Annotated in this window: 14 protein-coding genes; 5 read left to right on the top strand and 9 right to left on the bottom strand. The window is 51.9% G+C overall.

Translation table 11 applies throughout. The annotated features are described in order from the left end of the window. Window positions 1–46 precede the first annotated feature (46 nt). Entirely contained in the window at window positions 47–1,144 is a 1,098-nt protein-coding gene (gene ddlA, locus ACM615_RS08435) for a D-alanine--D-alanine ligase (RefSeq protein ID WP_431011763.1), read from the top strand. A gap of 69 nt (window positions 1,145–1,213) precedes the next feature. Here the strand turns inward: ddlA and ACM615_RS08430 are convergent, their stop codons facing one another. From ACM615_RS08430 to ACM615_RS08405, 6 genes are all read right to left on the bottom strand, one after another. Further along, the gene (locus ACM615_RS08430; RefSeq protein ID WP_113877876.1) at window positions 1,214–1,552 is read right to left on the bottom strand and encodes a helix-turn-helix domain-containing protein; all 339 of its coding nucleotides are present in this window, start codon (window positions 1,550–1,552) and stop codon (window positions 1,214–1,216) included. Further along, window positions 1,536–1,892, bottom strand: a complete 357-nt coding sequence (locus ACM615_RS08425) for a type II toxin-antitoxin system RelE/ParE family toxin (RefSeq protein ID WP_129638425.1) — start codon at window positions 1,890–1,892, stop codon at window positions 1,536–1,538. Before ACM615_RS08425 ends, ACM615_RS08430 begins: the two co-directional genes overlap by 17 nt. A gap of 201 nt (window positions 1,893–2,093) precedes the next feature. Beyond that, window positions 2,094–2,351 (bottom strand): multiple stress resistance protein BhsA, encoded by a 258-nt coding sequence (bhsA, locus tag ACM615_RS08420; protein ID WP_113877874.1) that lies wholly within the window; start codon window positions 2,349–2,351, stop codon window positions 2,094–2,096. Between the two features lie 147 nt (window positions 2,352–2,498). After that, entirely contained in the window at window positions 2,499–2,756 is a 258-nt protein-coding gene (gene bhsA, locus ACM615_RS08415) for a multiple stress resistance protein BhsA (RefSeq protein WP_112291370.1), read from the bottom strand. A gap of 166 nt (window positions 2,757–2,922) precedes the next feature. Next, window positions 2,923–3,180 (bottom strand): multiple stress resistance protein BhsA, encoded by a 258-nt coding sequence (bhsA, locus tag ACM615_RS08410; protein WP_112291372.1) that lies wholly within the window; start codon window positions 3,178–3,180, stop codon window positions 2,923–2,925. A gap of 458 nt (window positions 3,181–3,638) precedes the next feature. Beyond that, window positions 3,639–3,896 (bottom strand): hypothetical protein, encoded by a 258-nt coding sequence (locus tag ACM615_RS08405; protein WP_113877872.1) that lies wholly within the window; start codon window positions 3,894–3,896, stop codon window positions 3,639–3,641. 200 nt (window positions 3,897–4,096) lie between these two features. Between ACM615_RS08405 and ACM615_RS08400 the strand changes: the two genes are divergently transcribed. Then, window positions 4,097–4,756: a TetR/AcrR family transcriptional regulator gene (locus ACM615_RS08400; protein WP_113877871.1), complete on the top strand. Its 660-nt coding sequence runs from the start codon at window positions 4,097–4,099 to the stop codon at window positions 4,754–4,756. A 45-nt stretch (window positions 4,757–4,801) separates the two neighbouring features. After that, window positions 4,802–5,641, top strand: a complete 840-nt coding sequence (locus ACM615_RS08395; protein ID WP_420849390.1) for an oxygenase MpaB family protein — start codon at window positions 4,802–4,804, stop codon at window positions 5,639–5,641. A 3-nt stretch (window positions 5,642–5,644) separates the two neighbouring features. Here the strand turns inward: ACM615_RS08395 and abgT are convergent, their stop codons facing one another. The 3 genes from abgT to ACM615_RS08380 form a co-directional block, all read right to left on the bottom strand. Further along, entirely contained in the window at window positions 5,645–7,168 is a 1,524-nt protein-coding gene (gene abgT, locus ACM615_RS08390) for a p-aminobenzoyl-glutamate transporter (protein WP_113877869.1), read from the bottom strand. A gap of 104 nt (window positions 7,169–7,272) precedes the next feature. Continuing rightward, the gene (locus ACM615_RS08385) at window positions 7,273–8,727 is read right to left on the bottom strand and encodes a M20 family metallopeptidase (protein ID WP_431011762.1); all 1,455 of its coding nucleotides are present in this window, start codon (window positions 8,725–8,727) and stop codon (window positions 7,273–7,275) included. Further along, window positions 8,727–10,043: a M20 family metallo-hydrolase gene (locus tag ACM615_RS08380; protein ID WP_112290831.1), complete on the bottom strand. Its 1,317-nt coding sequence runs from the start codon at window positions 10,041–10,043 to the stop codon at window positions 8,727–8,729. The genes ACM615_RS08385 and ACM615_RS08380 overlap by 1 nt, the downstream gene beginning before the upstream one ends. A gap of 201 nt (window positions 10,044–10,244) precedes the next feature. Here ACM615_RS08380 and ACM615_RS08375 point away from each other — a divergent pair, with 201 nt between their 5' ends. Then, window positions 10,245–11,141, top strand: coding sequence for a LysR family transcriptional regulator (locus ACM615_RS08375; protein ID WP_129638428.1), 897 nt, complete (start codon window positions 10,245–10,247; stop codon window positions 11,139–11,141). 141 nt (window positions 11,142–11,282) lie between these two features. After that, window positions 11,283–12,389: a suppressor of fused domain protein gene (locus ACM615_RS08370; RefSeq protein ID WP_279919167.1), complete on the top strand. Its 1,107-nt coding sequence runs from the start codon at window positions 11,283–11,285 to the stop codon at window positions 12,387–12,389. Window positions 12,390–12,853: the final 464 nt, after the last annotated feature.

Here is a 12,853-nt window from a genome sequence, read left to right as displayed (position 1 = left end):
TATAGAAAATTCGCCGTCTGCTGAGGCGGACGACAAGGAGCAGCAGGTGAGTAAATTACGGGTTGGTATCATTTTTGGTGGTAAATCGGCAGAGCACGAAGTGTCACTGCAATCGGCAAAAAATATTGTAGATGCGATTGATAAGCAACGTTTTGATGTAACATTACTCGGCATTGATAAGAAGGGCGAATGGCATATCAATGATGCCAGCAATTACCTGATCAATGCTGAGAACCCTTCGCTGATTGCCCTGAACCGCTCGAATAATCAGGTTGCGCTGATCCCGGGGCAAACGGAAAATCAGTTAATCGAAACGCACAGCGCCAGCGCGCTTTCACAAGTCGATGTGATTTTCCCGATTGTCCACGGCACACTGGGCGAAGATGGTTCGTTGCAGGGATTGCTGCGTATGGCAAATATCGCCTTCGTCGGTTCGGGCGTATTAGGTTCAGCCGTGAGCATGGATAAAGACGTCACCAAACGTTTGTTGCGTGATGCCGGTTTATCTGTCGCCCCGTTTGTCTGCCTGACCCGCGCGAACCGCCAGAAACATACGTTTGCCGCAGTATCACAACAACTCGGCCTGCCGCTGTTTATCAAGCCTGCTAATCAGGGCTCATCCGTCGGCGTCAGCAAAGTCAGCGATGAAGCGGGATATCAGCGCGCGCTGGATGAAGCGTTCAGTTTCGACCATAAAGTGCTGATCGAATCCGCCATTAAAGGCCGCGAAATCGAATGCGCGGTGCTGGGCAATGATTATCCGCAGGCAAGCGTCTGCGGAGAAGTTATCCTGCACGATGAGTTTTATTCCTACGATACCAAATACATCAATGAATCCGGCGCTTCTGTTGCTGTTCCGGCGGACCTACCGCAGGAAACTCACGACAGGATACGCGCTATCGCTTTACAGGCATTTCAGGTGCTGGAGTGCCGGGGTATGGCGCGCGTAGATGTATTTCTGACTGAACAGGGCGAAGTCATCATCAATGAAATCAACACACTGCCGGGGTTCACTAATATCAGCATGTATCCGAAACTCTGGGCAGCCAGTGGTTTAGGTTACAGCGATTTGATCACCCGCCTGATCGAACTGGCGCTGGAGCAACATCAGCAGGACAACCAGCTGAAAAGCTCGGCTAACTGACCGTCTGGTTTCAGGGCAATACGAAGACGGCAGGGAGAGATCCCTGCCTTTTCTATTTTGTGATAGTGATTATTCGACCACCAGTTTCACCTGTTTGCCAGCCAGACTCAGCATCAGAATCAGAGCATCCAGCGTAAATTTATCGGTTTTTTTATTCACTACGTCGGAAACCCGCGGGCGTGAAACCTGGAGCACTTTAGCTGCATCACCTTGACGCATATTTTGCAGTGCTATCCAGTTGCCAATTTCAGTCATCAGTTGTTCTTTCAGGGCAATGGTCTGTGCGATTTTAGCTTGCGAATCCGCATGTAGATGTTGCGCTTGTTCTTCGCAAAATCCTAAATCGGCAAAGACATTACCGCCAGCAGGCGTGATATGGCGCGAAGCAACATCAATGTTCTCTTTCATTTTGTCTCCTTTCACGTTCTCTGACGATCTCAGCGTACCGTGTTTTTATGATGGCAATATCGGTCTGACTGGTTTGCTGAGTCTTTTTCGCAAAGCAATGAAGGATGTAAATTGTATCTTCAAATTTTGCGATATAAACAACCCTAAATGTGCCGGCAAAAGCATCAATTTTGATTTCAACCACGCCGGCTCCCCAGTCATTGACGGACTTCCATTGTGTCGGAGGCAGGCCTTGCTGGATCTGCTCAAGTTCATAGCCCGCCCGCTTTTTGACATCAACAGGAAAATTGCGCAAATCTTTGAGTGAACTTCCCCTCCAGTCGATATTTTTAGTCACCATCACTTTCCTTGTGTATAAAATTTTATACCTAAATATGCCTCACGCCAACACCTTTATATGACGGCAGGGGCTGTGAGCAAGAAAGTGGATATATGTTTTGCGTGATGCGCCGTAACAAATGTGGTTTTGGTGAATCGCAGGCACGAAAAAGGCGGCAAATGCCGCCTCTTCTGCTTACTGCTTTAAAGTATACCGCTGTGCTTATTTATACAGTTCAGCTGTACCGTACAGGTGGTTGTCACCTGAAGCACCGATGATACGGTAAGAACTTGCGCCTGCTTCGCTGGCTTTGGCGCTCAGTTTGTCCTGCAGGCTGCTCAGGCTGTTACCTGACGTTGCGCTGACAACACCAATTGCCTGCTGACCGGCCGGAGCGGACTGAACTTCAGTCGCTGCCAGAGTGGAGAATGAAGCGGTTGCCAGTGCGATAGCGGCGAGAGTCATAGTAATGTTTTTCATGATAGTTTCCTCAATTCGTTTATTGAGCTTTGCCAGGCGTTGTCATCAACGTTCATTTAATGGGCAAAGCTGTCTTCTGTCCGATCTAACATCTAGCTTATTAATCGTTAACTAAATGTCGGTTACCCTTAACGCAAAGCTTCTTACTTATTTGTACAGCTCAGCAGTGCCGTGCAGATGATTGTCACCAGAAGCACCGATGATGCGGTATGAACTTGCGCCAGCTTCGTTAGCTTTTGCATTCAGTTTGTTCTGCAGGCTGGATAAATCATTGCTTGAAGAAGCACTTACTACACCGATTGATTGTTGACCCGCCGGTGCAGACTGAACTTCAGTCGCTGCCAGGGTGGTGAAAGAAGCGGTAGCAAGGGCGATTGCAGCTAATGTCATTGTGATATTTTTCATGATGGTCTTCCTTTTAATCTGTTTATCAGCAGGTGATGATTCGGTCAGACGTTGTTAATTAACGTTCGATAATTAAATCTTAGACCTGGATCACATTCTGTGCAACTCATTTATTTATTAATCGTTAACTAATTGTGCGGAACAATCTGCTTAGCATCTTCATCTCTTATTTGTACAGCTCAGCAGTACCGTACATGTGGTTTTCACCGGAAGCACCGATGATGCGGTAAGAGCTTGCACCAGCTTCAGTGGCTTTCGCATTCAGTTTTGACTGCAGCGTACTCAGGTCACCGTTTGAAGAGGCACTGACAGTGCCGATAGTTTGTTCACCCGCTGGTGCAGACTGAACTTCAGTCGCTGCAAGTGTGGAGAAAGAAGCGGTAGCCAGTGTCAGAGCGGCGAGGGTCATTGTGATAGTTTTCATGATGGTGATTCCTGTTCGTTAATTTTTTCGGCAGTGCCCTAATCATTAATAAGGAATAGGGCGCGTCAGTTTCAGGTCAACGTTATCTATTAGTTAACGTTCGATAAGTAAATGGTAAGGGGTGTAGCGGATTTGTGCAAGATGTTTTTTTAATGAGCGTTAACTAATTGTGCTGTGACTCAGATCACGCTCGGAAAGGCTGTTGTTTTTGTTTTGTTAAATTTATGTTTTTAAACTAGATCGCCGGAAAGGAATGAGACAGCCATATCCATAATTTCGCTAAATGAATCTTTAATGATCGCTAAGTTAATGGTTGGCTCTGACCAGAGAGGGTGATAAAACAGGGGTCGGTTACGAAAAAGATAAGGCGACCTGAGCCGCCTTACCGTTATTCCTGCCCTGACTCTCTTTCATCAGGCGCCACGCTTGGGTGTAAACAAAAGCTTGTAGTTAAAAAGCTAGTAGTAAACAGAAGCGGGCTGATGACCAGAGGCCGAAGGTGCAGGTGGCTGAGTCGGAGAAGTGGAAATTCGACCCTGTGCGACTTTTTTGTTCGCGCAGGTAGCCGGGTTACAGAAGTTACTGTCACCGGTCACATTGACCATTCTCACTTCCTGACTCAGTGCTGGCATCATGATAACCTGCTGTGCGGCAACATTGGCAACCGGTACAGCGGTTAATGCCAGAACTGCAAGAAGGATTTTGAAGTTACTCATGATGTTACGTCCTGGGTTTGTTGCTTGTTAAAGCGTTTATAGCTGTGCAACTTTGCGGGTTTGAGTGATTTTCTTATCGCTCGATAATTAAATAATAAACTCCGCTGGACTTGTGTGCAACTATTTTTAATAATGATCGTTAAGTTATTTCTATAACTATTTTAATAACCATAATCACAATGGTGATGGAAGGAGGGTGTATGAGCACTGAACAGACGGCTTTGGTCCGGAAAAGTCGCGGTCGCCCAAAACAGTTCGACCGTGGAACTGCTCTGAGCAAGGCCCTGAATTTATTCTGGCGCCATGGTTACGAGGCCACTTCATTAGCTGATTTGGTCGAAGCAACCGGTGCGAAGGCGCCGACTTTGTATGCCGAATTCGGAAACAAAGAAGGGCTCTTTCGCGCAGCCGTTGAACACTATCTGAAAAACTTTTACGAAAAGAGCTCATGTTTATTGAGCAGAACAGATTTGTCCGTCGAAGATACGGTCGGGCGCTACCTGCGCGCCATCGTTGAGCTGTTTACCGACTGCGACACGCCAAGCGGCTGTTTCATGATCAGCGCATCATCCGGGATGTCTTCATCTTCTGCGGACATTGCCGAAATGCTGCGTGCGCGTCACCTCTCGCAGGAACGCACTTTGTTTGAATACTTCGAGAAGAAGAAAGAGAGCGGTGATCTGACGGCGGTAACGGACAGCGCGCTGCTGGCGAAATACCTCGCCTGCACCATTCAGGGCTTCTCCGTTCAGGCACGTGACGGCGCAAGTTCCGCTGAACTTAACCGCCTGATCGACGTGGTCATGAATCTGTGGCCGGAGCTGACGAAAGCCACGGTTGCCAGTAAAGCCGCACACTAAACGCTGAGTTTTAGACAATTGTTAAGAAAGAGAATAGAACGCCAGGTGCTGAGTATTTCGGGCCTGGCGTTGGGCGGTATAGACTTCGAGAAACCGGCAGGTGATCCGGGGCTTTTTGGCCCGGAAAGCATCACCTGGCGAATTCACGGAGACTTCTCCTCGATGCTTTGTGGTGGCGTCAGTGCCTTGCTGCTGCAAATGCTTCATCCGCTGGCGCTCGCCGGTGTCTGGGATCATTCCTCATTTCGTGAAGACATGCTTGGCCGTCTGCGGCGTACCAGTCAGTTTATTTCCGCTACTACCTTTGCGCCGGTTCGAGACGCCAATGCGTTGATCGAAAAGGTAAAATCCATCCATTTACGCGTCACCGGAACCGATGCTTACGGCACGCCTTATGCTGCCAGCGATCCGGATTTATTGGTCTGGGTGCACGTAGCCGAGGCGTACAGCTTCCTGCAATCGCATCTGCGTTATCGCAATCCTGCGCTCAGTCTGAGCGATCAGAACCGCTATTATCAGGAATTTGCCCGCGTGGCAGAAAGTCTGGGTGCTGTAAACGTGCCGGACAGTGTGGCGGCGGTAGACGAGTATTTGCAGGCGATGCGCCCGCAGTTACGCTGCGATGAGCGTACGCTGGAAGTGGTGAGATTATTGCAGAATGCGCCCGCGCCAAGCCGTCTTGCAAAACCTGTCGGCAGCCTGATGATTCAGGCGGGTATCGAGCTTTTACCCGAGTGGGCCGCCACACAACTGGGGATTTCCCTTTCCCCGTCTAAACGCAGAAGCATTCGTTTTGCCACCCGTCGCATCGCTGGCGTATTGCGCTGGGCGGTGAGAAACGGCTCATGGCACCGCGCCATGCGCCGGATGGGACGTCTGAACTGACGGTTAAAGATGCGGATAAACGCCCGGACCAATCGGCAAACCGAGCAGATACCAGCCCACCAGCATCAGCAACCACACCACAAAAAATACAATCGGATACGGCAGCACCAGCGAATAGTAGGTGCCAAGCTTCGCCTCTTTGTTGTACCGCTGAAGGAATCCGAGGAACAGCGGCACGAACGGCGACATCGGCGCGAGCGGGATAACCGAAGAATCCGCCACACGGAATACAATCTGTGCAAAGGCCGGATGGAAGCCAAGCAGCATAAACATCGGCACAAAGATCGGAGCCAGAATCGACCAGATGGCTGAGCCGCTGGCGATAAACATACACAGCAATGCCGACAGAAAAATCAGCCCGAGGAACGCCGGAATACCGGTCATACCTAAGTTTTCCAGCACATCCGTCAGCCCGATTGCCATGAATTTCCCCATGTTGCTCCAGTTGAAAAACGCCACAAACTGGGAGAGCGGGAATACCATCACAATAAAACCGGCCATCGATTTCATCGGGTCAACCAGCAAGTCCGGTACGTCGCTGGCACTGCGGATTTGCTTCGTCACCATGCCGTAAGGCACTGAAATAACGAAGAAGAACAAAATAATCAGCGGCACGATGCCCTGAATAAACGGCGAGGGAATAATGCCGCCGGTTTTCGGGTTACGCAGCGGTGCGGCTTCCGGCACTACCAGCAATGCCACCAGTCCGATGAACACCAGTGCCGCAATACCACTGGCCATCAGCCCGCGGTTCTGCTCCGGTGTCAGCTTTTTCATCTCTTCATTGCGTGCGCCCTGATACACCGGCAGGCGCGGTTCCACGAATTTATCGGTGAGGATAGCGCCGACAATGGTCAGCAGAATTACCGACGCGGCCATAAAGTACCAGTTGTCGATCACGCTGACCTGAACCGCCGGATTAATGGCTTTCGCCGCTTCTGTGCTCAGCCCGGATAACAACACATCGGTAGTCACAATCAGCAGATTGGCGGTGAATCCGCAGCCAACACCGGCAATCGCCGCCAGCAAACCGGCGACCGGATGACGCCCGACGGCGAGAAAAATCAGTGCGCCCAACGGCGGCATGACCACCAGTGCGGCGTCCGAGGAAATATGGCTGAAGAAGGCGATAAAAATCACCATATAACTGGCGTACCGGGCATTCACTTTAGAGGCCATTTTGTACATCAGGCTTTGCAGCAGCCCGACTCGTTCCGCCAGTCCTGCACCAATCACCAGCGCCAGAATCGACCCCAGCGGGGTAAATCCGCTAAAATTTTTGATGACGTTCGGCAAAATCCACTGAATACCTTCCACGCTCAGCAAATTTTTAACGCGGATAATCTCACCGTTCGTCGGGTTCACGGCTGTAATGTTGAACCATGAAATCACCGCACTGGCGACCATCAGCAAAGCAATCAGATAAACAAATAATAAAAACGGGTTGGGAATTTTATTACCGATACGTTCCACCCACTGGAGAAATCCTCCAGGGCTCTGTCCGGAGTCTTGCGCCTGAATACTCATCTGTTAACCCTCTGTCGTGTTTGTCTTTTTTATATTTATGCCGCTCATCCGTGCCGGAACGGGGCGCGAATGAGCGGTTTATTTCATTAACTGACACCAGTGATTTATTTCAATGGCGAAGGTTTCACTCCAGCCAGGATCGGGCACTGATACGGGCGTCGTGCGCGTTGTACATCGCGCTCTTTCTGACAGGCCGCCAGTAAATCCGGCTGAGTGAACAGTTCAATTGCGGTTGAGGACATGACTTTTGCCGCCAGAGACATGCCTTTATGGGCGATGGAGGTACGCCCCTGCGACACAATCTGCCAGGTATGCAGCGGGGATCCGACCGCAAAACACGGGCTGAAGCATTGCGCCGTGGGCACCAGCCAGCTGACATCACCGACGTCCGTTGAACCGTAGAGGATATTGCCGTTCGGGGCATACGGAGCAACAGAGTCTGTCAGCGGGGAATGGCGCAGGGTTTCGGCGAATTCGATGCCTTCTGCGCCGCTGGTGCGGGAGATATTCAGCAGATTATTATCAATATCCTGTTCCGTCAGCGTGGCATGAATCGACGCCGCAAACGCCCGCTCTTCGTCGGTGTAATGCGGTGTGCCGAAAGCCTGAACGTACTGATACATGGCGCTTTCCAGCGTGCGGTTAGGCACGTAGTTGGAACAGGCTTTATCAAAGCGCATCGACATTTTTGTGCCGGTCATCAGCGCCGCACCTTTGGCAATATCCACTACGCGGTCGAAAATCGCCTGCGCCTGATCCATTTGCGGCGCGCGTACCAGATACAGCACTTCGGCGTCGGCCTGCACCACGTTTGGCGAAATTCCGCCCGCGTTGGTGATCGCGTAATGCAGGCGCGCTTCCTGAATGATGTGCTCACGGAGGAAGTTCGCGCCGGTATTCATCAGCGTCAGGGCATCCAGCGCGCTGCGGCCCAGATGTGGCGCGGCGGCGGCGTGTGAGGACACGCCTTTAAAGCTGAACGACGCCTGAATATTGGCCAGCGTCTGGTTGCTGAACATGCCGCTGTAGGTTTCCGGATGCCAGGTCAGCGCGGCATCGACGTCATCGAACAACCCTTCGCGCGCCATAAAGGTTTTGCCGGATCCGCCTTCTTCGCCCGGACAGCCGTAAAAACGCACCGTGCCCTGAATGTTTTCACGTTCCATCCAGGCTTTCACTGCCAGCGCCCCGCCGAGTGCCGCCGTCCCCAGCAGATTATGGCCGCAACCGTGGCCGTTGCCGTTTTCAATCAATGGCTGAGCCACATCGCAACCGGCTTTCTGGCTTAAACCGGCCAGCGCATCGAATTCGCCGAGCAGGGCGATCACCGGTTTGCCGCTGCCGAAGCTGGCGATAAATGCCGTTTCCATACCACCGACGCCGTGCTCAACGGTAAATCCGCTGGCGTCGAGTTTGTCGGCCAGTAATGCAGAAGAGAAGGATTCGACAAAGCGGGTTTCAGGATGGTCCCAGATGGCATCACTGATTTCTGCCAGCGCGGGCTGCTGATTATCGATAAAGTCATTGATAAAATTGACAATATTTTGTTGATCAGCCATCAGTTATCTCCTTTGAATTCAGTGATATTCAGCGCCAGTGCTGCCAGCGTTTTGATGCCCTGCATCATCACTTTTTCATCGAAATCAAACAGTTCATTGTGATGGCCTGCGCTAAGGTCGGTACCGAAAATCACATAAGAGGCTTCGCCGCCGCGGGATTTCACGCGTTCCATCATGTACGTGGCATCTTCCGAACCGGCCGCGCCTTCCTGACGGTCTATGATCTGTTCGAATTCGCCGAGTTTTTCCGCCTGCCGGTGGATGTAATTCACCCAGGCTGGCGTTGGCGTGCTGCTTTGCGCCGCGCCCATCAGGGTGATGTCGAATTTCACCTGATGCATTTCGGCTGCGCCGGAAATCACTTTCAGCGCCTGCTGGTAAATAAATTCGTTCACTTCATTGGTGGTGCCACGCGTTTCCACTTTCATCGTGGCGCTGGAAGGCACCACATTGCGCCCGGTACCGGCCTGTAAAACGCCGACATTGATGCGTGAATCACCGCCGCTGTGACGCGGGATCGCGTGTAAGCCGAGCGTAGCCTGAGCCGCTGCGAGGAGGGCGTTGCGACCGTCTTCCGGCTTGCCGCCCGCATGAGAAGCGACGCCGGTGAAACGCACGTCGAGTTTGGTGGTGGCCATAAACGTATCGTTACCGCAGACGATGTGATTCGCGGGTACGCCGGTGCCGATATGCACGGCGGTGAAATAATCCACATCGTCCACCACGCCCGCCTCGACCATCGATTTCGCGCCACGTGTACCTTCTTCGGCAGGCTGGAAAATCAGTTTGAGGGTGCCGCACAGCTGGTCGCGAACCTGCATCAGCACTTCCGCCAGTCCGAGACCAATGGTCGTATGACCGTCGTGCCCGCAGGCGTGCATCATGCCGTTATTGGCAGAAGCAAATCCTTCGCGGAACGGACGGTGCTGGTCTTCCAGCACTTCGTTTAAATCCAGCGCGTCCATATCCACCCGAAACCCCATCACCGGACCGGGGCGGCCGGTTTCCAGCGTGGCGACAATACCGGTAAAACCGCCGGAGAAATGCGGCATCCAGCGGGCAATCGCGCCCTGTTCCAGCGCACGTTGCTCCTGTTGAGCCAGCACGGCGTCAGAAGGCAAACCCATACGCGAATCAGCGTCTATCACTTCTTTACCGAGTTTCAATGTATAGCCGAGCTTTTCCAGACGTTCCGCCACCAGCGTGGAGGTGCGAAATTCAAGCCAGCCGGATTCTGCGTATTTATGCAGGTCACGACGTTGCGTTTGCAGGGAAGGGAACAGCTTTTCTACACGTTCAGAAATCTCATTAACCATCACGGACTCTCTTTTTGTACAGACATGCAGGCTTTCCGCGCAGCGGCAGAAAGGAGGAAATCAAAGCTTTGGGAAGTGCAGGCCAGCGTGCAGAAAGCGACGAAAGGCGGCCTTAGATGATTTTCAATGTACATAAAGCAATCAGGGCATATAAGATGCCAAAATCTTCTTAGTGATAATCAGGGGTTATCAAAGAATCTCATGCCATCACAAATTAAAATGCATCAGTTACGGGCGTTTGTGTCGGTTGCGCGTCAGGGCAGTATTCGTGCCGCCAGCCGGACGATGAATTTGTCACAGCCTGCGCTGACCAAATCGATTAAAGAACTTGAGGAAGGATTAGGCGCGCGGCTGTTTATCCGCCGTCGTCAGGGCGTGACGCTAACTGACTGTGGTGAGGCGTTTTTTAAGCGCGCAAGCCTGATTCTGGAAGAGCTACGTGTCGCACAGGAAGATATTTCTCAGCGCCTCGGCGGGACCAGCGGCAGGGTGAATCTCGGTGTGGGTGCCAGTATCGCGCGTACTATCATGCCGGAAGTCGTGGACCGTTTTCACCGCGAATTCCCCCATGTGAAGGTGCGGATCGCTGAAGGACAACTGGTATCGATGATCCCCGAACTGCGTCAGGGCGAGCTGGATTTCACGGTGAATACCTATTATCAGGGCCCCTTTGATAACGAACTGTTATATGAAAAGCTTATGGATAAAGAGTACCGCGTGGTGGCAAGACGCGGTCATCCGATGCAAAACGCCCGGTCGATGCAGGAGTTGCGGCATTGCGACTGGACCATGCCGACGCCGCGCGGCAGCTATTACAAATTGCTCAGCGAAGTATTCAGTGAAATGGATGCGGAGCCGAATATCAGCGTGATTTGCGAAACCTTTATGTCGTGCACCAGCCTGATTGCGAAAACAGACTTTCTCAGCGTACTGTCCGTTGATGTGATTAACGATCCGGTGATCGGCCAGAGTCTGGTGGCGCTAGATTTGGATCTGCCGCTGCCGAAAGCAACGTTCTATCTCATTCAGCGGCGTGATACCACGCTGACGCCAATGGCCGCGCATCTGGCACAACTGTTCCGCATGTATTGCCGCTGATGCCGATATTTTGACAAAAAAGCGCCTGTTTTAATGATTTATCGGGGATTTTTGGGAATATTGCCCGTTATCGGGCTGGCTTATCCGTTCTACACTGACCATCACAGGGAATAATAAGCTTCCTGATAATGTTGAGGTCATATGCGCCAGTCCGACATAGTTGCTGAAGTCAGTAACGACAAACAAACCCTGACCGCGCTGGTCGAGCAGGATAACCGCGTGGTGTATTTCTACATTTTTGCGCGTGAAGATTTGCGCGACCGTTTTCCGAAAATGCGTGCCTGCTGGGTACGCAATCTGGTGCCCGCGCCGGTAAACGATGACACGGAAGCGATGGAGCAGGGGATGGCCCCGATGCTGGCGGCGCAATATTGCCGGAATCTGGAAGGCGAAGCGCCGCTGGATCCGGCACAAATTCAGATCCTGTGGAATGAAAGCGATGACGGCGCGGCGTTGTGGTATCAGGGATTGTTGCTGGCGGTGATCCCCGGCTGGAGTTTGTATATCGATCATTCGGTGTGTTATTCCGCCGGCTGCATTAAACAGAATCCGCTGACTTTCCCGCTGGGTTCTGCCTCGACCAACACACAATGTGAACTGGCGGAAAAGACCCGTCTTTTCTGGCGTGACTGGCAAAATGAGTTCACTAATCCGTGGCCAAAAATCCAGCGTAAACTGCTGGAATCCTACGAAGACCGCTTTGGCCCGTCGCTGAAATATTATCTAATCAATCAGGGCAACTGGCCGCCGATGGCGATTTCCCAGCATGAAGATGAAGAAAACTATTACTTCTTCACCGTCGGCATGAGCATCCGCCCGATGCCGCAAATCGACATTGTTTTCAACGATGAAGCGGAAAAGCACCGCCGCATCGAGCTGGCTTTTTCAGTTGGCAAAGAATACGTCACCGAAGAAAACGCCGTGCAGATGGCGAGTGCATTATCCGGCTACGCGCAGGTTCCCTGGACCACACTGAGCTGGCTCGGCGAAGGTCACACGCTGATGTCACCCATGGCACCGCTCGGTTTCGAAGGCCACGTGATTTCCTCCGCACTCTGCGGCCCTGCCGACAAAATGCGTTTGCCGAAGATTTACGGCGATCCGGTGAATCAGTTTTGGGTCAGCCCGGTGTTTACCAGCGAACTGGAGTTCGCCCAGGCTAAGCCAAACGGTGGATTTGAACTGGTGGCCGCGATGATCGAGAACGATATCGGGTTTGTGTTTGCGCCGAGAAGCGCGGTGATTTGATGCTTTGAGGTTGCCGCTCAAACTTGGCTTTAAGATCAAGACCGTGGGCTCGCCGCCCACACCCACAAAACCTTGGGTTGCCACCCAAACTGGCTTTAAGGTCAACACCTTGGGTTGCCACCCAAACTGGCTTTAAGGTCAACACCTTGGGTTGCCACCCAAACTGGCCCTAAGAGGCGCCTATCGCCGCGCCTCTTAGGAATCTCCGGCTCTTTCACTGCGCGCTACCGCTCGCTGGCTATGTTTCAGGTATAGCAGTGACAGGCTGGAAATCTTGCCGCTGCGCGGTACCTTCATTTCGGGATTGCAGCCTTAGGTCTGCAACCTCTCACTCAGCAAGCTTTCTGAATCGCCCGCACGATCTTAAATTCAAAACACGGTCTTAAATTCAAAACACGGTCTTAAATTCAAAAATCGAATGGGTTTATCTTTTAGAAAAATTGATTGGCGTGCTCAAAATGGCA

It is taken from the genome of Rahnella sp. PAMC25617 (assembly GCF_050606005.1).
Lineage (GTDB): Bacteria > Pseudomonadota > Gammaproteobacteria > Enterobacterales > Enterobacteriaceae > Rahnella > Rahnella variigena.
Note: the sequence above shows the minus strand (reverse complement) of the source record. Positions and strands in the feature narration are given on the sequence as shown.

What these genes read in the sequence shown, in the direction of transcription:
- ACM615_RS08380 (WP_112290831.1), bottom strand. Translation starts at nt 10,043, where the DNA reads ATGGTTAATGAGATTTCTGAACGTGTAGAAAAGCTGTTCCCTTCCCTG.
- ACM615_RS08430 (WP_113877876.1), bottom strand. Translation starts at nt 1,552, where the DNA reads ATGAAAGAGAACATTGATGTTGCTTCGCGCCATATCACGCCTGCTGGC.
- bhsA (WP_112291372.1), bottom strand. Translation starts at nt 3,180, where the DNA reads ATGAAAACTATCACAATGACCCTCGCCGCTCTGACACTGGCTACCGCT.
- bhsA (WP_112291370.1), bottom strand. Translation starts at nt 2,756, where the DNA reads ATGAAAAATATCACAATGACATTAGCTGCAATCGCCCTTGCTACCGCT.
- bhsA (WP_113877874.1), bottom strand. Translation starts at nt 2,351, where the DNA reads ATGAAAAACATTACTATGACTCTCGCCGCTATCGCACTGGCAACCGCT.
- ACM615_RS08370 (WP_279919167.1), top strand. Translation starts at nt 11,283, where the DNA reads ATGCGCCAGTCCGACATAGTTGCTGAAGTCAGTAACGACAAACAAACC.
- ACM615_RS08375 (WP_129638428.1), top strand. Translation starts at nt 10,245, where the DNA reads ATGCCATCACAAATTAAAATGCATCAGTTACGGGCGTTTGTGTCGGTT.
- ACM615_RS08425 (WP_129638425.1), bottom strand. Translation starts at nt 1,892, where the DNA reads ATGGTGACTAAAAATATCGACTGGAGGGGAAGTTCACTCAAAGATTTG.
- ACM615_RS08385 (WP_431011762.1), bottom strand. Translation starts at nt 8,727, where the DNA reads ATGGCTGATCAACAAAATATTGTCAATTTTATCAATGACTTTATCGAT.
- ACM615_RS08400 (WP_113877871.1), top strand. Translation starts at nt 4,097, where the DNA reads ATGAGCACTGAACAGACGGCTTTGGTCCGGAAAAGTCGCGGTCGCCCA.
- abgT (WP_113877869.1), bottom strand. Translation starts at nt 7,168, where the DNA reads ATGAGTATTCAGGCGCAAGACTCCGGACAGAGCCCTGGAGGATTTCTC.
- ACM615_RS08405 (WP_113877872.1), bottom strand. Translation starts at nt 3,896, where the DNA reads ATGAGTAACTTCAAAATCCTTCTTGCAGTTCTGGCATTAACCGCTGTA.